The 18,507-nt window shown below is 63.1% G+C and carries 19 protein-coding genes and 5 tRNA genes; 9 read left to right on the top strand and 15 right to left on the bottom strand.

Going from position 1 to position 18,507, the window contains the following annotated elements; translation table 11 throughout:
* Positions 1–27: 27 nt before the first annotated feature.
* Together FB597_RS16195 and FB597_RS16200 are read right to left on the bottom strand one after the other, a co-directional pair.
* Positions 28–462: an organic hydroperoxide resistance protein gene (locus FB597_RS16195; RefSeq protein ID WP_141914759.1), complete on the bottom strand. Its 435-nt coding sequence runs from the start codon at positions 460–462 to the stop codon at positions 28–30.
* A 209-nt stretch (positions 463–671) separates the two neighbouring features.
* Complete coding sequence (locus tag FB597_RS16200) at positions 672–1,145, bottom strand: MarR family winged helix-turn-helix transcriptional regulator (protein ID WP_255517198.1); 474 nt, start codon at positions 1,143–1,145, stop codon at positions 672–674.
* A gap of 169 nt (positions 1,146–1,314) precedes the next feature.
* Between FB597_RS16200 and earP the strand changes: the two genes are divergently transcribed.
* Together earP and FB597_RS16210 are read left to right on the top strand one after the other, a co-directional pair.
* Complete coding sequence (earP, locus tag FB597_RS16205) at positions 1,315–2,502, top strand: elongation factor P maturation arginine rhamnosyltransferase EarP (RefSeq protein ID WP_186442801.1); 1,188 nt, start codon at positions 1,315–1,317, stop codon at positions 2,500–2,502.
* A 114-nt stretch (positions 2,503–2,616) separates the two neighbouring features.
* Entirely contained in the window at positions 2,617–3,192 is a 576-nt protein-coding gene (locus FB597_RS16210; protein ID WP_141914761.1) for an elongation factor P, read from the top strand.
* Positions 3,193–3,284: 92 nt separating this feature from the next.
* Here FB597_RS16210 and FB597_RS16215 read toward each other — a convergent pair whose 3' ends face one another.
* A complete protein-coding gene (locus tag FB597_RS16215; protein WP_144770086.1) occupies positions 3,285–4,109 on the bottom strand; it encodes a FadR/GntR family transcriptional regulator in 825 nt (274 codons plus the stop codon).
* Between the two features lie 155 nt (positions 4,110–4,264).
* On the opposite strand from FB597_RS16215, the gene denD reads away from it, so the two are divergent.
* Positions 4,265–5,239: a D-erythronate dehydrogenase gene (gene denD, locus FB597_RS16220; protein ID WP_141914763.1), complete on the top strand. Its 975-nt coding sequence runs from the start codon at positions 4,265–4,267 to the stop codon at positions 5,237–5,239.
* 213 nt (positions 5,240–5,452) lie between these two features.
* Here the strand turns inward: denD and mmsB are convergent, their stop codons facing one another.
* From mmsB to FB597_RS16235, 3 genes are all read right to left on the bottom strand, one after another.
* On the bottom strand, positions 5,453–6,355 hold the full coding sequence (mmsB, locus tag FB597_RS16225; RefSeq protein ID WP_141914764.1) for a 3-hydroxyisobutyrate dehydrogenase: 903 nt from the start codon (positions 6,353–6,355) through the stop codon (positions 5,453–5,455).
* 10 nt (positions 6,356–6,365) lie between these two features.
* Positions 6,366–7,874 carry a CoA-acylating methylmalonate-semialdehyde dehydrogenase gene (locus tag FB597_RS16230; protein ID WP_144770087.1) on the bottom strand — a complete coding sequence of 503 codons (1,509 nt, stop codon included), beginning with the start codon at positions 7,872–7,874 and terminating at the stop codon, positions 6,366–6,368.
* A 79-nt stretch (positions 7,875–7,953) separates the two neighbouring features.
* Entirely contained in the window at positions 7,954–9,183 is a 1,230-nt protein-coding gene (locus FB597_RS16235) for an ABC transporter substrate-binding protein (protein ID WP_144770088.1), read from the bottom strand.
* A gap of 227 nt (positions 9,184–9,410) precedes the next feature.
* Between FB597_RS16235 and FB597_RS16240 the strand changes: the two genes are divergently transcribed.
* The 6 genes from FB597_RS16240 (at position 9,411) to FB597_RS16265 (ending at position 13,322) form a co-directional block, all read left to right on the top strand.
* Complete coding sequence (locus FB597_RS16240; protein ID WP_144770089.1) at positions 9,411–10,328, top strand: LysR family transcriptional regulator; 918 nt, start codon at positions 9,411–9,413, stop codon at positions 10,326–10,328.
* 94 nt (positions 10,329–10,422) lie between these two features.
* Positions 10,423–11,004 carry a DJ-1/PfpI family protein gene (locus FB597_RS16245; RefSeq protein WP_141914768.1) on the top strand — a complete coding sequence of 194 codons (582 nt, stop codon included), beginning with the start codon at positions 10,423–10,425 and terminating at the stop codon, positions 11,002–11,004.
* 190 nt (positions 11,005–11,194) lie between these two features.
* Positions 11,195–11,755, top strand: a complete 561-nt coding sequence (locus tag FB597_RS16250; protein WP_144770090.1) for an RNA polymerase sigma factor — start codon at positions 11,195–11,197, stop codon at positions 11,753–11,755.
* Positions 11,755–12,096, top strand: coding sequence for a hypothetical protein (locus FB597_RS16255; protein WP_370454707.1), 342 nt, complete (start codon positions 11,755–11,757; stop codon positions 12,094–12,096). The genes FB597_RS16250 and FB597_RS16255 overlap by 1 nt, the downstream gene beginning before the upstream one ends.
* A gap of 2 nt (positions 12,097–12,098) precedes the next feature.
* Positions 12,099–12,401, top strand: a complete 303-nt coding sequence (locus tag FB597_RS16260; RefSeq protein ID WP_255463900.1) for a 4Fe-4S binding protein — start codon at positions 12,099–12,101, stop codon at positions 12,399–12,401.
* A 51-nt stretch (positions 12,402–12,452) separates the two neighbouring features.
* Positions 12,453–13,322, top strand: coding sequence for an SDR family oxidoreductase (locus FB597_RS16265; RefSeq protein WP_144770091.1), 870 nt, complete (start codon positions 12,453–12,455; stop codon positions 13,320–13,322).
* Positions 13,323–13,369: 47 nt separating this feature from the next.
* On the opposite strand, the gene FB597_RS16270 is transcribed toward FB597_RS16265, so the two are convergent.
* The 9 genes from FB597_RS16270 to apbC all read right to left on the bottom strand — a co-directional run bounded on the left by FB597_RS16270 (position 13,370) and on the right by apbC (position 18,425).
* On the bottom strand, positions 13,370–14,161 hold the full coding sequence (locus FB597_RS16270) for an enoyl-CoA hydratase-related protein (RefSeq protein WP_144770092.1): 792 nt from the start codon (positions 14,159–14,161) through the stop codon (positions 13,370–13,372).
* A 183-nt stretch (positions 14,162–14,344) separates the two neighbouring features.
* A tRNA-Glu gene (locus tag FB597_RS16275) sits at positions 14,345–14,420 on the bottom strand.
* 70 nt (positions 14,421–14,490) lie between these two features.
* Positions 14,491–14,566, bottom strand: a tRNA-Ala gene (locus FB597_RS16280).
* A 257-nt stretch (positions 14,567–14,823) separates the two neighbouring features.
* Positions 14,824–14,899, bottom strand: a tRNA-Glu gene (locus FB597_RS16285).
* A 61-nt stretch (positions 14,900–14,960) separates the two neighbouring features.
* A tRNA-Glu gene (locus FB597_RS16290) sits at positions 14,961–15,036 on the bottom strand.
* 70 nt (positions 15,037–15,106) lie between these two features.
* A tRNA-Ala gene (locus FB597_RS16295) sits at positions 15,107–15,182 on the bottom strand.
* A gap of 94 nt (positions 15,183–15,276) precedes the next feature.
* Positions 15,277–16,677: a glutamate--tRNA ligase gene (gene gltX, locus FB597_RS16300; RefSeq protein ID WP_144770093.1), complete on the bottom strand. Its 1,401-nt coding sequence runs from the start codon at positions 16,675–16,677 to the stop codon at positions 15,277–15,279.
* A gap of 150 nt (positions 16,678–16,827) precedes the next feature.
* Positions 16,828–17,253, bottom strand: a complete 426-nt coding sequence (locus tag FB597_RS16305; protein ID WP_183405746.1) for a DUF4399 domain-containing protein — start codon at positions 17,251–17,253, stop codon at positions 16,828–16,830.
* An 83-nt stretch (positions 17,254–17,336) separates the two neighbouring features.
* On the bottom strand, positions 17,337–18,425 hold the full coding sequence (gene apbC / locus FB597_RS16310; RefSeq protein ID WP_144770094.1) for an iron-sulfur cluster carrier protein ApbC: 1,089 nt from the start codon (positions 18,423–18,425) through the stop codon (positions 17,337–17,339).
* Positions 18,426–18,507 lie beyond the last annotated feature (82 nt).

Genomic DNA, 18,507 nt, shown 5'->3' on the forward strand with positions numbered 1-18,507 from the left:
TACTGCAGAAGACAGCTTGCAGACGGCTTAGACCAGGTTCAGCGTCACGTTGATGTTGCCGCGGGTGGCGTTCGAGTACGGGCACACCTGGTGCGCCTTCTCGACCAGGTCTTGCGCCACGGCGCGGTCGATGCCCGGCAGCGAGATGTTGAGTTCGGCTTCGATGCCGAAACCGGCCGGGATCTGGCCGATGCCGACCTTGCCGGTGATGCTGGCGTCGGCAGGAATGGCGACCTTGGCTTGGCCGGCGACGAACTTCAGCGCGCCCAGGAAGCAAGCCGAATAGCCGGCTGCGAACAGTTGCTCGGGATTGGTGCCAGGACCGCCGGCGCCACCCAGTTCCTTCGGGGTCGACAGCTTGACGTCCAGCACGCCGTCGGAGGACCTGGCGGAACCTTCACGGCCGCCGGTTGCGGTTGCAGTTGCGGTGTACAGGGCTTTTTCGATCTTGTTGGAAGACATTTTCTTTCCTTTCGGTTTTCAAGTTAAGGCCAATCATTGGAGATTGGAGATAAGAGGTGGCGAAAGATTCGCCGGGTTACCGCTGCGTCAAATTCAACTGAGGTTCAACTAAGGTTCAACTGAGAAAACAAATAAATTATTTACAATAAAATTGTGAACAACCAAATTAACACAATCCAAAACGCTGCCGCATCCTTCCATGCCGATGCTCACTCTTCCGCATCCAGCAAATTCTTGCGCACATCCTTGAGTTCGCCAACCAGCTTATTCACTTCATCCAGCGGCGGCAGCATGCAGCTCATCCGGACCGGCACCGCCTTGGCCTTCTCGCGCAAGGCGCGGCCGGCATCGCTCAGGCTCACCACCACGCGCCGCTCGTCGCCGGCGTCGCGGGCCCGGTGCAGCAAGCCCATGGTTTCCATGCGCTTCAACAGCGGGGTCAGCGTGCCGGAATCGAGATACAGGCGGCTGCCCAGCTCGGAGACGGTGATCTGATCCTTTTCCCACAGTACCATCATCACCAGATATTGCGGATAAGTGATGTCCAGCGCGCCGAGCAGTTTCTTGTAGGCCTTGGTCATCGCCAGGGACGCCGAATACATGGCGAAACACAACTGGTTGTCGAGAAGCAAGGCTTCGTCGATCAGCGCGTCCGGCAGCTTCGGTGTGTTGGCGTTGTCCATGCAGCGCATAATATACAGCTCAAAATTAAATTGCAAGCAATTTAAATAAAATTCTTGAAGTCGTTGCTCGACACCGCCGAACCGCTTTCGCACACAACGGCGCGCACCGCGCAACTTGGGTATCATTCGCGCTTTCCGGCACTTCTCCGCATTCCCTGCCTTCCTCGTCATGCCTCACGCCATTTCCGTCCCTGCCAACCCGCTCAAGACCCTCGACCTGTTCTGCCGGGTGGTCGACAACTATGGCGATATCGGCATTTGCTGGCGCCTGGCCCGCCAGTTGGTGCGCGAGCACGGCGTCTCGGTCCGGCTGTGGGTGGATGACCTGGCCAGTTTCAGGCGCATCTGGCCGCCAGTCGATCCCGCCGCCGAGGTGCAGCAACTGGACGGCGTCACCGTGCAGCACTGGCGCGGCCAGGACGACGCATTCACGGCCGCCGACATCCCCGACATCGTGATCGAGTTCTTCGGCTGCGAGATTCCGCCGGCCTATGTCGAAGCGATGGCGCAGCGCGCCGTCAAGCCGGTGTGGTTCAACCTGGAGGGATTGTCGGCCGAGCAATGGGTGGAAGGCTGCCATACCCTGCCCTCGCCGCATCGCTCGCTGAAGCTGACCAAGTATTTCTTCTTCCCCGGATTCAATGAACGCACCGGCGGGCTGAGCTTCGAAGCCGATCTGGAAACCCGGCGGCAAACCTTCCTGCGGGAAAACCAGGCCACCGCCTTCCTTTCCGGCCTGGGCGTGACGCCGCAGGAGCAAGCCAATCTGAAGGTGTCCATGTTCTGCTACGACGACGCCCCGTTGCCGGCATTGTTCGACGCCTGGCAACAGGCGCCGCGCGCCGTCACCTGCCTGGCGCCGGAGGGCGTGGCGCGCAGCGCCGTCGAGGCGTTCCTCGGCACGCCGATGCAAGCCGGCGCGGCCGCCACCCGCGGCGCCCTGACGGTGCGCGTGCTGCCTTTCGTGGCGCAGACCGACTATGACAAGCTATTGTGGAGCTGCGACTTCAACTTCGTCCGCGGCGAAGACTCCTTCGTGCGCGCGCAATGGGCCGGCAAGCCCTTCATCTGGAATATCTACCGGCAAGACAAGAACCTGCACCACACCAAGCTCAACGCTTTCCTGAAGATCTACACACCGGCCTCGTCCGCCCTGGCCGAGGCCGCGCGCGCCTGGAACGACGCCAGCCACGCCGACGTTGACTGGACGGCAAGCTGGCAAGCCCTGCAGGACGAGTTGCCGGCCCTCACCGCGGCGGCCGGGGACTGGCAGCGCAAGTTGTTGGCAAATGGCGACTTCATCGCCAATTTGCTCAAGTTCGCTGCCCGGCTGGTAGTAGAGGCGCCCGGAAAATAGGTTAAAATACTGGGCTAACTTTTTTGAAATTCAATCGTACGTGGGCTTGCGGTGCAGTTTGTGCCAGTGGGCTACTGACAGTTTGAAGAAACCTACTTTTCACGACACTCCGCTATGAAATTTGCAAAAGAAATCCGCGTCGGCAACATCATCATGGTTGACAGCAAGCCCATGATCGTCCTGCGTTCCGACGTCAACGGCTCTTCCCGCACCGGCTTCACCTACAAGTGGAAGATGAAGAACCTGCTGACCAACACCCCGATGGAAAGCGTATTCCGCGGCGACGACAAGTTCGACGTCGTGGTGCTGGACAAGAAGCCGGTCACCTACTCGTACTTCGCCGACCCGCTGTTCGTCTTCATGGACGAAGAGTACAACCAGTACGAAATCGAAGGCGAGAACATGGGCGACGCCATCGGCTACCTGAAGGACGGCATGCAGTGCGAAGCCGTGTTCTACGACGGCAAGGCGATCTCGGTTGAAATGCCGACCACCATCGTGCGCAAGGTTGCCTACTCGGAGCCGGCAGTCAAGGGCAACACCTCGGGCAACGTCCTGAAGGAAGCCAAGATCGAAAACGCGATCGAAGCCAACCAGATCGTCGTGATGGTTCCGCTGTTCGTCAGCCAGGACGACGACATCGAAATCGACACCCGTACCAACGAGTACAAGAAGGTTGTCCGCGGTTAATCCTCCGCCGATGCAATAAAAAAACGCTGCCTCGTGCAGCGTTTTTTTTCGTCCCCGCCAAGCCGGCCCCAAGCCGGGCGGCGAGCGCTGCCCTACTCCTGCGGCTTGACCTGCGCCAGATGGCGCGCCGCCTTGCCGCCTTCGCTGGCCCAGAATTCGCTATCGGCCGCCTGAATGCGGCGCGCCGAGTTTTCCATATGCTGCAGGGCCGCCGCGCGCGCCGCCGCGGCGTCGCCATCGGCGATGGCCTGGGCAATGGCCGCGTGTTCGTTGCGCACCTGCTGGCTGAAGTCGCTGCGGCGCGCCTCGTTCATGCGCGCCACCCGGATGGCGGCATGCAGGAACTGGCTCAGGAACTGCACCAGCGAGGTATACAGCGGATTGTGGGCGGCATTGGAGATCGCGGCATGGAAGGCGAAGTCCTCCGGCACGCCATCCCGGCCCTCTTGCGCGGCCCGGTCGATGTCTTGCAAGGCCTGCTGGATCGCCAGGTTTTGCGCACGCGTGCGGCGTTGCGCGGCCAGCGCCGCCATTTCGCCTTCCACCCCGCGCCGCAGTTCGATCACCCGCAGCACCGCCCGGATCGAATCGCGCACGTCCTCCACCTGCAGGTCGAGCCGGAACGGCGTAGCCTGATTAGCGCCCAGCACCACCGTGCCGCTGCCCCGGCGCGAACCCACCAGGCCCTCCGACTTCAGGCGCGAGATCGCCTCGCGGATCACCGTGCGGCTGACCGCGAAGCGCGCGGTCAGCTCCATCTCCGAAGGCAAGCGCGCGTCGGGCGCGAACTCGCCTGCGCGGATCTGCTGCGCCAGCACGCTGGTGACGTGGTCGGCCAGCGTGCCCTTGCCGCGTTTGGAAACGGCGGCTGTGGCGGCGGCGGTAGCGGTGGAAGTCTTGGCATCGGGCTTGTTCATGGCGCGCAATGATACCGCTTTTGGCCGCATCGCCACCAAAAGTTGTATGACAACTTTCTGCTATAATCGCTGCCGATGCCCGCCGCCCGACGGCCGGCACAAGTTTCCAGACCGGGATATCCCACTACCCACTACCAGACCAACGAGGAGAACACATGCATATCGTCATCACCGGCGGCGCCGGCTTTCTGGGCAGCCGCCTGGCGCGCCAGCTCCTGCAACGCGGCACCCTGACCGGCCGCGACGGCAAGCAACAGGAAATCAAGCGCATCACCCTGCTCGACGTGGTGCCGGCGCAAGGCTTCAACGACCCGCGCATCGAAGCCGTGACCGGCGACATCGCCGACGCCGCTGTGATCGAGCGCACGATCACCGCCGATACGCAATCGATCTTCCACCTGGCCGCCATCGTCAGCGGCCACGCCGAAGCCGACTTCGAACTGGGCATGAAGATCAACTTCGACGCCACCCGCGTCATCCTGGAACGCGCCCGCGCACTGGGCACCAAGCCGCGCGTGGTGTTCACCAGCTCGGTGGCGGTGTTCGGCGGCGAACTGCCGGCCGTGGTGCCGGACAACACCCTGCTGATGCCGCAAAGCTCCTACGGCGCGCAAAAGGTGATGGGCGAACTGCTGGTCAACGACTACAGCCGCAAGGGCTTCATCGACGGCCGCGCGCTGCGCATGCCGACCATCTCGGTACGCCCGGGCGCGCCCAACAAGGCCGCTTCCAGCTTCGCCTCGGGCATCATCCGCGAACCGCTCAACGGCCAGCCTTCGGTCTGCCCGGTCACGCCCGACACCCGCATGTGGCTGATGTCGCCGCGCCAGGCCATCGCCAACCTGATCCACGGCCATGAAATCAATGGCGCCGACCTGGGCCTGGCCCGCTTCCTGTCGATCGACGGCCTGTGCGTGACCGTCAAGGAAATGGTCGACGCGCTGGAACAGGTCGCCGGCCGCGAAGTCGTCAAGCTGATCGAATGGAAGGAAGACGAAGCCATCAAGCGTATCGTCAACTCCTGGCCGGGCGCCTTCGAAGCCAAGCGCGCCAAGGCGCTGGGCTTTACCGCCGATGCCAATTTCGCCGACATCGTGCGTGCTCACATTGAAGATGAAGTAAAGAAATAATCGACCGCCGACCGGTCAGGCAACGCTCCGTCGCCCTGACGAAAGTCAGGGCCCAGCGTCGTTCAACGGCCATTGAGGCACAACGAAAGACACTGGATCCCGGCCTTCGCCGGGAGGACGATGTTGGGAGCCATCCACGCAGGCAAAAAAAAGCGCAGCCGCAGCCGCGCTGAAAATAACGCCTCGGAGATCAAACAGACTTCGTGGACATCCTTACTTCACCTTCCCCAGCAAGTTATAGATGCTGGAAAAATCCAGCTTGCCCGCGCCGTTCTTGCTATGGATGTCATACAGGTTGCGGGCCGCCGCCCCGAGCGGGATCGCGCTGCCGGTGGCCAGCGCACTCTCCTCGGCCAGGCCCAGGTCCTTCAACATCAGGTCGACGCCGAAACCGCCGGCATAGTCCTTCGACGCCGGCGCGGTGTCCATCACGCCCGGGCACGGGTTATAGACTTCCAGCGTCCAGTTGCGGCCCGAGCTCTTGGACATGATCTCGGACAGCACCTTGGGGTCCATGCCGTTGGCCACGCCCAGGCGGATCGCCTCGGAGGTGCCGATCATCAGGATGCCCAGCAGCATGTTGTTGCACACCTTGACGGTCTGGCCGCTGCCGCTCTCGCCGGCGTGGTAGATCGCCTTGCCCATTTTCTGCAAGTAAGGCTGGGCCGCTTCGAACGCCTGCTTGCTGCCGCCTACCATGAAGGTCAGGGTGCCGGCAGCGGCGCCGTTGGTGCCGCCGGAAACCGGCGCATCCAGCATGTCGAACCCTTTGGCGCCGGCCGCTGCCGCCACCTTGCGCGCCGCTTCCGGCGCGATGGTGGAGCAGTCGATCAGCAAGGCGCCGGGGCGGGCCGCGGCCAGCAAGCCCTTGTCGCCCAGGTACAGCGACTCGACGTGCTTGCTGGCCGGCAGCATGGTGATGACCACATCGGCCTTGGCCACCGCCGCCATGGAATCGGCTTCGGTCTTGCCGCCGGCTGCCACCAGCTTGTCGACGCTGGCCTTGACCAGGTCGTGGCCGCTGACCGAGAAGCCGGCCTTGACCAGGTTCTGCGCCATCGGCAAGCCCATGTTGCCCAGGCCGATGAATACAACGTTGGCGATATTGGCGCTCATGGCGGCCTCCTTACTTCAGCGAGATGGTGGTATTGACCTGGCCGGCGGCTTCATCCGGCGCATACCAGCGCGAGGTGACGGTCTTGGTCTGGGTCCAGAAGGTCACCGCCTGCTTGCCGTTGGGACCGAGGTCGCCCAGCTTGGAGGCGCGCGAACCGGTGAAGCTGAAGTAGGCCACCGGCACGGGAATGGGCACGTTGATGCCGACCTGGCCGACGTCGATCTCGTTCTGGAACTTGCGCGCGGCATAGCCCGAGCTGGTGAAGATCGAGGTGCCGTTGCCGTTGGGGTTGGCGTTGATGAAGGCGATCGCCTCGTCCAGCGTGTCGACTTCGACGATGCACATCGCCGGGCCGAAGATTTCCTGGGTGTAGATGTCCATGCTCGGCTTGACGCCGGTAAACACGGTCGGGCCGACGAAGTTGCCGTTCTCGCTGCCGGCCACCTTGAAGTTGCGGCCGTCCAGCAGCAGCTTGGCGCCCTGCTCCACGCCGCTGCCGATCAGGCGTTCGACGCGCTCCTTGGCGGCCTTGGAGACCAGCGGGCCGACATCGGCCTTGCGGTCGCTGCCGGGGCCGACCTTCATGGCCTTGGAGCGCTCGACGATCTCGGGAATCCATTCGCGGCTCTGGCCCACCAGCACCACCACCGAGTTGGCCATGCAACGCTGGCCGGCCGCGCCGAACGCCGCGCCCAGCAGGTTGTTGATGGCATGGTCCTTGGGCGCGTCGGGCAGCACGATGCAGTGGTTCTTGGCGCCCATCATGCACTGCGCGCGCTTGCCGGCTTCGCTGGCGCGACGGTAGATGTGGGTGCCGACATGGGTCGAGCCGATGAAGGAGACCGCCTTGATATCGGGATGGTCGCAGACCATGTTGGCCACATCCGGGCCGCCATGCACCACGTTCAGCACGCCCGGCGGCAGGCCGGCCTGGTTGGCCAGCTCGACCAGGAACAGCGAAGAGGTCGGATCCTGTTCGGAAGGCTTGAGCACGAAGGTGTTGCCGCAGGCCACCGCAATCGGGAACATGAAGCAAGGCAGCATCACCGGGAAGTTGAAGGCGGTGATGCCCGCGCCCACGCCCAGCGGCTGGTAGAGGGTGTAGACGTCGACGCCGCCGGCCACGTTCTCGGCCATCTCGCCCAGCTGCAGCGAGGTGATCGAGCAGGCGTGCTCCACCACTTCCAGGCCGCGCATGACTTCGCCTTCGGCATCGGGCAGGGTCTTGCCGTGCTCGCGGGTGATCAGCTCGGCCAGCGGAGCGATGTTGTCGCGCAGCAGCTGCTGGAACTTGAGCATGATGCGCATGCGCTGCGCCAGCGAGGTGTTGCGCCAGGTCTTGAAGGTTTCCTTGGCGTTGGCGACGGCGCGGTCGACTTCTTCCCTGGTGGCGAACGGCACGCGCGCCACCACTTCCTGCGTTGCAGGGTTGAGCACGTCGCGCCACTCCTTGGAAGTCGACTGCACCTTCTCGCCGTTGAGATAAAGGGGAACGTTGGGGATGTTGGCTTGGCTCATGATGCGGTTTCCATAGATAAGAAAGAAAAACCGGGGTGGCGCGGCAATGAAGGGGGCGCCACCCCGGCAGGAAAAACTGTTACTTGACCAGCGGGCAAGCCGCGTCCATCGGACGGAAAGCCTGCTGCGCCGGAATCACCGACAGCAACTTCAGGTAGTCCCACGGTGCCTTGGATTCGGCCGGCGACTTCACCTGGTACAGGTACATGTCGTGGATCACGCGGCCATCGGGGCGGATCGAGGCATTGCGCATGACCACGTCGGAGATCGGGATCTCGCGCATCTTTTGCGACACCACTTTCCAGTCGGCGGTCTTGGCGACGGCGCGCGCTTTCAGGAAGTGATAGACGCTGGAGTACACGCCGGCCTGCACCATGGTCGGCTTATTGTTCTTGAACTGGGTTTCGAAGCGCTTGGAGAAGGCGCGCGTCTGCTCGTCGTAGTCCCAGTAGAAGCCGTCGGTATAGACCAGGCCCTGGGCCGCTTCCTGGCCCAGCGCGTGGACGTCGGACAGGAACACCAGCAATGCCACCAGGCGCTGGTCCTTGCCGCCCACCGCGAACGAGCGCGCCTGCTTGATGGCGTTGACCACGTCGGTGCCGCCATCGGCCAGGCCGATCACCTGGGCCTTGGAAGCCTGCGCCTGCAACAGGAAGGACGAGAAATCCGAAGCATTGAGCGGATGGCGCACCGAACCCACCACGGTGCCGCCGTTGGCCTTGACCACGTCGGAGGCATCCTTCTCCAGCGAATGGCCGAAGGCGTAGTCCACCGTGACGAAGTACCAGGACTTGTTGCCCAGCTTGGTCAGCGCAGCCGCCGCACCGGCCGCCTGCGAATAGGTGTCGAACATCCAGTGGAAACCGTTGGTCGCGCATTCGGCGGTGGTCAGGGCGCCGGTGGCCGGGCCGCTGTACATGGCGATGCCGCCCTTTTCCTTGACCAGCTTCTGCACCGCCAGCGCCACCGAGGAGTTGGTCAGGTCGGCGATGGCTTCGACCTTGTCGCGGTCCAGCCATTCGCGGGCGCGGGTCACGCCCACGTCCGGCTTGTTCTGGTTGTCGGCCGCCAGGATGTCGATCTTCATCCCCTTGCATTCGGCCTTGAGGCAGTCTTCCACCGCCATCTTGGCGGCCACTACCGAGCCCTGGCCGCCCATGGCGGAATACGGGCCGGACATGTCGGTCAGGATGCCGATCTTGACGGTGTTGGCGTCTTGCGCCGCGGCCGGGACAGACACTCCGAGCAGGGAAATCGCACAGGCAACTGCTGCGGCCATGACAGAACGGCCCAATACGTTCTTACGCATTTTGTCTCCTTGATGTTGTCGTTTTTATCGGCTGCGCCTGGCGTTGCATGGACGCCGGGTCGTGCCGTACTCCTCCTTGCCGATGGAAAGCCGGCTTCCTCATCAGCAAGCCCTATTCTGCATGTGCGTTAATATCGATACAATAAACATAAATCCAAAATGCTTTTGCATCAGTGCACAACGCAATGGCCAAACCAATAACGACGCAAGCCATACCAGGAGACCGCATGCTGGACTGGGACAACCTCAGGATCTTCCTCGAACTCACGCGCAGCCAGGGGCTGGTGGATGCCGCCAAGAAGCTGGGCATCGACCATTCGACCGTGTCGCGCCGCATGAAGCGTTTCGAGGAACAGGTCGGCAGCCAATTGTTCGACCGCAACAACCACGGCTACAAGCTGACCGCCGAAGGCTATCGGCTGGTGGAATATGCCGAAAAGATAGAAAGCACCGTCTACGCCGCCGCCGAAGAGCTGGGCGGGCACAACAGCAAGCTCTCCGGCCAGGTGCGGCTGGGCGCCACCGAAGGCTTCGGCACCTTTGTGCTGGCGCCGCATATCGCCCATTTCTGCGCGCGCAACCCGCACATCACGGTGGACATGCTGCCGATGCCGCGCTTCGTCAACCTGTCCAAGCATGAGGCCGACATCAGCGTCTCCATCGAGCGCCCGTTGTCCGGCAATTACGTGGTCACCAAACTGTCCGACTATGTGCTGAAGCTGTACGCCACCCGCGATTACCTGCAGCAGCATGCGCCGATTGCCAGCATTGCCGACTTGGAGCGGCACAACTTCATCGGTTACATTGACGATCTGGTGTTCAGCGAGGAATTGCGCTACAAGGACACGGTCGCCCCCGATTCCTTCCGCGCCTTCCGCAGCACCAGCGTGGTGGCGCAATATACCGCCGCCTGCGCTGGCCGCTCGCTGGCCATCTTGCCCTGCTTCCTGGCCCAGCAGTCGGAACAGCTGGTGCCGGTGCTGGAGCACGAGATTGCCATCACCCGTACCTTCTGGCTGGTAGCATCGGCCGAACAGCGGCATGTGGCGCGCGTCTCGGCCTTGTGGCGCTACCTGCGCGAATGCGTGGAAATGAACCGGGATTTTTTGATGGGCGACTCGCGTCAGATGCGGTGGCTGTCCTGAACGACAACCGCCCCGAATTGGTTTTCCCACCGGCCCGGGAGCTTGCGCAGGCTCGGCAACCGGCCTTCACCCCTTCCCCTTTCAGGAGATGAACATGGCAGCGAAGAAAATCCTGTTGTTGACCGGCGATTTTGCCGAGGACTACGAAACCATGGTGCCCTTCCAGGCGCTGCAGATGGTCGGCCACACCGTACATGCGGTATGCCCCGGCAAGAAGGCCGGCGACAAGGTCAAGACCGCCATCCACGATTTCGAGGGCGACCAGACCTATTCCGAAAAGCCAGGCCACAACTTCGCCCTCAACGCCAGCTTCGACGAAGTCAGCGCGGCCGGCTACGACGCCCTGGTGGTGGCCGGCGGCCGCGCGCCGGAATACCTGCGCCTGAACCCGAAGGTGATCGAACTGGTGCAAGCCTTCGCCAAATCAAACAAACCCATCGCCGCCGTCTGCCACGGCCCGCAGGTGCTGGCCGCCGCCGGCGTGCTGGAAGGCAAGAAAGTGTCGGCCTACCCGGCCTGCGCGCCGGAAGTGAAGCTGGCCGGCGGCCAGTTCGCCGACATCGCCGTGGATGCCGCGGTGACCGACGGCAACCTGGTGACCGCCCCCGCCTGGCCGGCGCATCCGGCATGGCTGGCGCAGTTCCTCAAGGTACTGGGCACCAAGATCGAGCTCTGATCTGCCGTCCCTGACCTGAAAAGCGCATCCCGGCGGATGCGCTTTTTTGTTGGCACATGGCGCATCCAAGGCAATTTCCCTGCGCCCGTCTTAGAATCCTGTGGCCGGCGGCAAAAACATCGCGCCGGCCACAATATTCCCGCTGCCGATCCGTCTTCCCGGCATGCAGTCGATTTCCAACCACCAAGCGATGAACGACAAAGACAGCGAGATCACCGCCACCGTGCTGCGCGAGCGCACGCGGCTGGGCGGGTTCATCCGCCGTCGGGTCGCCGACGCCGGCGAAGCCGAGGACATCCTCCAGGATGTGTTCCACGAGTTCGTCCAGGCCTATCGTTTGCCCGAGCCGATCGAGCAGGTCAGCGCATGGCTGTTCCGGGTGGCGCGCAACCGCATCATCGACCGCTTCCGCAAGAAGAAGGAAGCGCCGCTGGTCGATGCCGGCGACGCGGAGGATGTCGATGCCGCCGACAGCGCGTGGCGGCTGGACCTGGTCTTGCCGGATAACAGCGATGGCCCGGAAGCGGCGTATGCCCGCTCGGTGCTGCTGGAAACCCTGCAACAGGCGCTCGACGAGCTGCCTGAAAAACAACGCGAAGTGTTCGTCGCGCATGAGCTCGACGGCATCAGCTTCAAGGAAATGGCGGCCGCAAGCGGCACCAGCCTTAACACTTTGCTGGCGCGCAAGCGCTATGCGGTCTTGCATCTGCGCGAGCGGCTGCAGGCAATTTATGATGAATTGGAGATGTGATGGATCAGGATCGGATCGGGCCCCCGCGCCGTTTCAGGATGGGTTGGCTGGGCAAGCTGTGCGGCCTGGCGCTATGCGTTGTCGTACTGGGCGGCGCCGTGATGCTGCTGTGGAACTGGGTGGTGCCGCCCATCTTCCCGGGCGCCGCCGAGATCGGTTTCTGGCGCGCGCTGGGATTGCTGGTGCTGTGCCGCATCCTGTTCGGCGGTTTTCGCGGCCGCCACGGCTGGCATGAAAAGAAACGCCGCATGCGCGCACGCTGGCAGGCCATGACGCCGGAAGAACGCGAACGGCTGGAATCGCGCTTCTGCATGTTCGGCCGCCACCGCAGGGGCGAATGAACATGCACGCCGCATTTCCGATGCAGGCGGCCAATTGCAAGCAGCCGCCCGGCATCATCGTGCCGCAGGTCAACCTGAAGCGTTGCGAAGGCAAGGCCGATTGCGTGCCGGTATGCCCGGAGAACGTGTTCGAGGTGCGCCGCATCGATGCTGCCGACTTCAGCGCGCTCGGCCTCATCCACCGCCTGAAACTGCGGGTGCACGGCATGCAAGTGGCCTACACGCCCAATGCCGATGCCTGCCGCGCCTGCGGCCTGTGCGTCAAGGCTTGCCCGGAACATGCCATCACGCTGATACGGCGCTGAACGGCATCCCCAGTGAGCCCCCTCGCCCCCCTCATCCTGACCGGAGGAAGCATGCTTGAGCCTCAACCTGCGCGCCGCCCGCGCATTGTCGTCGCCGGCGCCAACAGCCCGACCGGCCGCCTGCTGCTGTTGCTGCTGCGCGATTCGGGCGCCCATGCCACCGCGCTGGTGCGCACGCCGGCCGCGCTGGTGGCCGACGAGGTCGTTTCCGACTGGACCTGCAATCCGCGCAGCGCCGACGCCATCGCCGCGGCCGATGCGGTGGTGCTGCTGGCCGGGGTATTCGGGGCCGATGACTGGAACGCCTATGAAAGCGGCATGGTCGGCACCGCCCGGCGCATCGCACAGGCGGTCGGCGCACGCGGCACGCGGGTGGTGTATTTCTCGTCGCTGCTGGCCGATGCCGCCTCCGACAACTGGTATCTCAAGGCCAAAGGCATGGCCGAACAGGTGCTGCAGCAATTGTCCGGCAGCGTGATCTTCCGCCTGGGCCCGGTGGTGCGCGGCAGTCCGCAGCCGCTGCCCTTCGAACAGGCCTTGCTGCAACAGACGCCGGATGCGCCGGTGGTGCTGTACGGCGACGAAGAGCGCACCAGCCGCCCGATCAACCTGGGCGATGTCGCCACGGTGGCAGAATCGGCGGCGCTGGGCGCGGGAAAACCCGGCATCTATGAATTGGGCGGCCCGGAAGAGCACAGCCTGGCGCAATTGGCGAAGCTGGCCAATGGCACCGAAGTGGCCATCCGCACGGCGTCGTTGCAGACGCTGGCCAGCTCATCCCTGCAATGCACCGTGCGCGACTTGCTGGCGCGCATCGCCGCTCCGCGCGACGCGCAGGCGCTGGCGGCCACCGCTGCCGAATTCGGTTTGCGGCTCACGCCGCTGTCGCTGGCCTGGCCGCTGGATGCGGCCGAAGCCTAGGGCCTGCTCTTTCTCAGCTTTTCAGCTTTTCAGCTTTTCAGCTTTTCTCAGCGCTTGATGGCCCAGGCCGGACTGCCCTTTTCCAGGAAGGCGCGCAAGCCCTCTTTCCCCTCATCGGAAGCCCGCAAGTCGGCGATCACGCCGGCGGTGTATTGCGCCAGCTCAGGAGAGACCTTCAGCGGATTGGCCACCTGCGCCAGTTGCTTGGCCGCACGCATGGCTTGCGGGCCGTTGCCCAGCAAGACATCGAGGGTATGCTCGACCTTGGCGTCGAGCTCGGCGGCCAGCACCACCTCATGCACCAGGCCGATGGCGGCCGCGCGGATGGCCGAAAAGCGTTCTCCCGATACAAAGTAGCGGCGCGCCTGCGACACGCCCATCTTGGCTACCACATACGGGCTGATGGCCGCCGGCGCCAGTCCGAGCTTGACTTCGGACAGCGCGAAGAAGGCCGCTTCGGAGGCGATCACGATATCGCAGCACGACACCAGCCCCACGCCCCCGCCCATCACCGCCCCTTGCACCTTGGCCACGGTGGGCGCTGGAAAGCTGTTGATGGTTTCCATCAGCAGCGCCAGGTTGCGCGCATCGCGCAGGTTATCCTCGCGCGAGGCGTCGGCCATGCGCCGCATCCATGCCAGGTCGGCGCCGGCGGAAAAAGACTTGCCGGTCGAGGCCAGCAACAATACCCGGGTACGCGCATCTTCCTTCGCCTGACCGATCAAGGCGATCAGGTGCGCGATCAGCTTGTCGTCGAAGGCGTTGTGGACATCGGGGCGGTTCAGCGTGATGGTGGCGATGCCGTGGTTGTCGATGGCGAGATTGGCTGCTTCTGTCATTTGCGCTCCTGGTTCTTGTTGCGCCGCTTGTGGAGGGGCGTGAAGTGTTATGCAGGATAGCGCAAAAATTGTGGGGAGAATGTTGGGCCGGCGACAGTAGAGACAGTGGGGTGAGGACAAAAAAATAGCCCGCGATGCGGGCTTGTCTTTCATAGCTCACACATCGTGTGGACTATTTTTTACTGGCGTCCCCACGGGGATTCGAACCCCGGTACTCACCGTGAAAGGGTGATGTCCTAGGCCTCTAGACGATGGGGACATTCCGGTACTGCATTTTTTCTTCAATCAAGCTTCGCTTGAAATATCACCGCCAAACTGCTGCGGGTCGCTGGTGGAGGTAAGCGGGATCGAACCGCTGACCTCTTGCATGCCATGCAAGCGCTCTCCCAGCTGAGCTATACCCCCGGCGAAGTAAAAAGCCCGCTGGGTGCGGGCTCCTACTATCTTTGCGTCCCCACGCGATGCACTCAGTACATCGCTAGGCACCTAATAACTCACACATCGGTGGGCTATTTTTTTACCTGGCGTCCCCACGGGGATTCGCCTACATTCTGCAGGCCGCGGATTCGCTTGCAAGCGAATCCCTTCGAATCCCCACGCGATGTACTCAGTACATCGCTAGGCACCTAATAGCTCACACATCGGCGGACTATTTTTTTACCTGGCGTCCCCACGGGGATTCGAACCCCGGTACTCACCGTGAAAGGGTGATGTCCTAGGCCTCTAGACGATGGGGACATACACTGCTAATTATCTGCGTTGCCATGAGTGACAACGATTGCAACGCCGATATGAAATCTGGCGTCCCCACGGGGATTCGAACCCCGGTACTCACCGTGAAAGGGTGATGTCCTAGGCCTCTAGACGATGGGGACATTCCGGTACTGCATTTTTTCTTCAATCAAGCTTCGCTTGAAATATCACCGCCAAACTGCCGCGGGTCGCTGGTGGAGGTAAGCGGGATCGAACCGCTGACCTCTTGCATGCCATGCAAGCGCTCTCCCAGCTGAGCTATACCCCCTTGCGAAGAAGCGAGATTATGCAATACCTGTTTTCAAAAGACAATATCTTTTTAAAAAATAGGCCAAGAGTTTATCTTTCAGACCTCAAAGGCCTCAAAAATAGCCTTTCAGGCGCGCCAGCACCGTTTCCCGACCGAATAGCTGCAGCACGGCATCGATCGCCGGCGTCTGCAACTGCCCGGCCACGATCAGGCGCAGCGGCATGGCCAGTTGCGGCATCTTCAGCTTGTGCGCGGCCAGCACTTCCTTGATCATCGGCGCGATCGCTTCCTTGGTCCACTCGACGGTGGCGCAACGCTGTGCAAATTCGGCCAGCGCCGGCTTGATGGCGTCGGTGATGTGCTGCTCGACCAGCGCCGCTTCCGGCGCCGGCTGGCGGTAGAACATCAGGGCTGCGGCCGCGATCTCGTTGACGGTATGGGCGCGGTCTTTCAGCAATCCGATCACCGCTTCCAGGTCGGGCGCGCCGTCGAAGGAGGCGCCGTCCTTTTCCAGCAGCGGCCGCGCCAGCGTTGCCAGGCGCGCGTTGTCGGCCAGCTTGATGTAGTGGTTGTTGAGCCAGTTCAGCTTTTCCGGGTTGAACTGCGCCGGCGCCTTGGTCAGGTGATCCAGGTCGAACCATTCGCAGAACTGCTGCATCGAGAAGATCTCGTCGTCGCCGTGGCTCCAGCCCAGGCGGGCCAGATAGTTCAGCATCGCTTCCGGCAGGTAGCCTTGCGCCGGATAGTCCATCACGCTGACCGCGCCGTGGCGCTTGGACAGCTTCTCGCCATCGGCGCCCAGGATCATCGGCACGTGGCCGTATTCCGGCAGCGTGCCGCCCAGCGCCTTCAAGATGTTGATCTGGCGCGGGGTGTTGTTGACGTGGTCGTCGCCGCGGATGACGTGGGTGATCTTCATGTCCCAGTCGTCCACCACCACGCAGAAGTTATAGGTCGGGGTGCCGTCCGGGCGGGCGATGACCAGGTCGTCCATTTCGCGGTTGGAAATCGTGATCGGGCCCTTGACCACGTCGTTCCAGGTGACCTCGCCATCGAGCGGGTTCTTGAAACGCACCACCGGCTTGCGGCCTTCGGGGATGGCCGGCAGGGTCTTGCCCGGCTCCGGGCGCCAGGTGCCATCGTAGCGCGGCTTTTCGCCGGCGGCGCGCTGGCGCTCGCGCATGGCTTCGACTTCTTCCGGCGAGCAATAGCAGTAATAGGCGCTGCCCTGCTCCAGCATCTGCGCCACCACCTCGCGGTAGCGGTCCATGCGCTTCATCTGGTAGAACGGGCCTTCGTCATGCGCCAGGCCGAGCCATTGCATGCCTTCGATGATGGCCTGCACCGCTTCCGGGGTCGAACGCTCCAGGTCGGTGTCTTCGATGCGCAGCACGAAGGTGCCGCCGAAACGGCGGGCATAGGCCCACGAAAACAGCGCGGTGCGGGCGCCGCCCAGGTGCAGGTAGCCGGTGGGGCTGGGCGCGAAACGGGTACGGACAGTAGTTGCGGTCATGATCGGAAGGTAAAAACCAAAACGGCCTTGGCACGCCAAAGCCGTCGAACGGTAAAAGGTGGTCAATCGGAAAAGCGGTATTTTACCGCCTTTGAAGGCGGCCACGCCATGCCGGCCGGGCCGCCCGGATGCAGCCGAACCTGCCCGCGCTCACTTGACCGTGATACTGATGGTCTTGGCCATGGCCGGCCCATAGGACTGGTGTGCGCCGTTGGCGAACTGGGCGGTCAGCTTGTATTGGCCGGGCGGCAGCGTCACGTCGGCCTCGGTCTGGCCCTTGCCGTAGTGCAAATGGGTATCGTCCATGGGAATGGCTTCGCCCTCCTTGATCGGCCCGTGATTGATCAGCAGATGATGATGGCCGGTGCCTTCGATGATTTCGTTGGCGGGATGCACGGTCATTCCGGTGACGCCGAACTTCACCTTGAACGGGCTGGAAACGGTGGCGCCATCCTTGGGCTCAAGGATGGACACCGATTTGTCGGCGGCATGCGCGGCTGACGACAGCAAGCCGGCCATGAGCAGCGCAGCCGCAAATGCGTTCTTGAGCAGGCGTGGATGGCGATGGGTAATCATGGGGCAATCTCCTTTTCATTTTCAAATGGATGAAACAACGTTTCCCTCCCATGGCCCGCACCGCCGTCTTGCCATCCGCCGTATCAGTCGTTCTGGATCACGATGCTGGGGAACTTGCTGGTCATGTCACGGGCCTTCTCGGCCACTTTGACCGCGACACGGCGCGCAATGTTCTTGTAAATTTCCGCCACCTTGCCGTCCGGGTCGGCCACCACGGTCGGCGTGCCGGAATCGGTCTGCTGGCGGATCTCCATGGTCAGCGGCAAGGCGCCCAGGAAATCGACGCCGAAATCGGCGCACATCCGCTCGCCGCCGCCCACGCCGAAGATCGGCTCGGCATGGCCGCAGTTGGAACACACGTGCATGCTCATGTTCTCGACGATGCCCAGGATCGGGATGCCGACCTTCTCGAACATGCGCAAGCCCTTGCGCGCATCCAGCAGCGCGATGTCCTGCGGCGTGGTGACGATCACCGCGCCGGTCACCGGCACCTTTTGCGACAGGGTCAGTTGCACGTCGCCGGTGCCGGGCGGCATGTCGACGATGAGGTAATCCAGCTCGCGCCAGTTGGTCTGGTCCAGCAACTGCTGCAGCGCCTGGGTGACGATCGGGCCGCGCCACACCATCGGCTCGTCGGGATCGATCATGAAACCGATCGAGGAAACCTGCAGGCCATGGTTCTCCAGCGGCTCCATGGTCTCGCCGTCCTTGGTTTCCGGCTGGCCGGAAATGCCCATCATCATCGGCTGCGAGGGGCCGTAGATGTCGGCGTCCAGGATGCCGACCTGCGCGCCCTCGGCCGCCAGCGCCAGCGCCAGGTTGACCGCGGTGGTGGATTTGCCCACGCCGCCCTTGCCGGAGGCCACGGCGATGATGTTCTTGACGTTGCTCTTCAGCTTGATGCCGCGCTGCACCGCATGGGCGACGATCTTGAAATAGACGTTGGCCTCGACCCCGGCCACGCCCGGCAGCTTGCCCAGCGCATCGGCCACCAGCCGGCGGATCGGCTCGACCTGGCTCCTGGCCGGATAGCCCAGCTCCACGTCCAGCAGCACGCGGCCGCCCTCGACGCGGATGTTCTTGGCTTCCTTGCCGCTGATGAGGTCGCGCCCGGTGTTGGGATCGATCACCTGCAACAGGGCCGCCTTGACTTCTTCCACGGTGATGCTCATTGATTCTCCTTCATGAATGCCGCAAGTCTAAACCAATCGGCCCCGGGACGCCTTGCCCCCGGCCCGCCAAACCGGCGATTCC

This window comes from Herbaspirillum sp. SJZ099 (assembly GCF_007828355.1).
In the GTDB taxonomy this organism is placed as follows: domain Bacteria; phylum Pseudomonadota; class Gammaproteobacteria; order Burkholderiales; family Burkholderiaceae_D; genus Herbaspirillum.

What these genes read in the sequence shown, in the direction of transcription:
- FB597_RS16195 (WP_141914759.1), bottom strand. Translation starts at nt 462, where the DNA reads ATGTCTTCCAACAAGATCGAAAAAGCCCTGTACACCGCAACTGCAACC.
- FB597_RS16200 (WP_255517198.1), bottom strand. Translation starts at nt 1,145, where the DNA reads ATGGACAACGCCAACACACCGAAGCTGCCGGACGCGCTGATCGACGAA.
- earP (WP_186442801.1), top strand. Translation starts at nt 1,315, where the DNA reads ATGCCTCACGCCATTTCCGTCCCTGCCAACCCGCTCAAGACCCTCGAC.
- FB597_RS16210 (WP_141914761.1), top strand. Translation starts at nt 2,617, where the DNA reads ATGAAATTTGCAAAAGAAATCCGCGTCGGCAACATCATCATGGTTGAC.
- FB597_RS16215 (WP_144770086.1), bottom strand. Translation starts at nt 4,109, where the DNA reads ATGAACAAGCCCGATGCCAAGACTTCCACCGCTACCGCCGCCGCCACA.
- denD (WP_141914763.1), top strand. Translation starts at nt 4,265, where the DNA reads ATGCATATCGTCATCACCGGCGGCGCCGGCTTTCTGGGCAGCCGCCTG.
- mmsB (WP_141914764.1), bottom strand. Translation starts at nt 6,355, where the DNA reads ATGAGCGCCAATATCGCCAACGTTGTATTCATCGGCCTGGGCAACATG.
- FB597_RS16230 (WP_144770087.1), bottom strand. Translation starts at nt 7,874, where the DNA reads ATGAGCCAAGCCAACATCCCCAACGTTCCCCTTTATCTCAACGGCGAG.
- FB597_RS16235 (WP_144770088.1), bottom strand. Translation starts at nt 9,183, where the DNA reads ATGCGTAAGAACGTATTGGGCCGTTCTGTCATGGCCGCAGCAGTTGCC.
- FB597_RS16240 (WP_144770089.1), top strand. Translation starts at nt 9,411, where the DNA reads ATGCTGGACTGGGACAACCTCAGGATCTTCCTCGAACTCACGCGCAGC.
- FB597_RS16245 (WP_141914768.1), top strand. Translation starts at nt 10,423, where the DNA reads ATGGCAGCGAAGAAAATCCTGTTGTTGACCGGCGATTTTGCCGAGGAC.
- FB597_RS16250 (WP_144770090.1), top strand. Translation starts at nt 11,195, where the DNA reads ATGAACGACAAAGACAGCGAGATCACCGCCACCGTGCTGCGCGAGCGC.
- FB597_RS16255 (WP_370454707.1), top strand. Translation starts at nt 11,755, where the DNA reads ATGGATCAGGATCGGATCGGGCCCCCGCGCCGTTTCAGGATGGGTTGG.
- FB597_RS16260 (WP_255463900.1), top strand. Translation starts at nt 12,099, where the DNA reads ATGCACGCCGCATTTCCGATGCAGGCGGCCAATTGCAAGCAGCCGCCC.
- FB597_RS16265 (WP_144770091.1), top strand. Translation starts at nt 12,453, where the DNA reads ATGCTTGAGCCTCAACCTGCGCGCCGCCCGCGCATTGTCGTCGCCGGC.
- FB597_RS16270 (WP_144770092.1), bottom strand. Translation starts at nt 14,161, where the DNA reads ATGACAGAAGCAGCCAATCTCGCCATCGACAACCACGGCATCGCCACC.
- gltX (WP_144770093.1), bottom strand. Translation starts at nt 16,677, where the DNA reads ATGACCGCAACTACTGTCCGTACCCGTTTCGCGCCCAGCCCCACCGGC.
- FB597_RS16305 (WP_183405746.1), bottom strand. Translation starts at nt 17,253, where the DNA reads ATGATTACCCATCGCCATCCACGCCTGCTCAAGAACGCATTTGCGGCT.
- apbC (WP_144770094.1), bottom strand. Translation starts at nt 18,425, where the DNA reads ATGAGCATCACCGTGGAAGAAGTCAAGGCGGCCCTGTTGCAGGTGATC.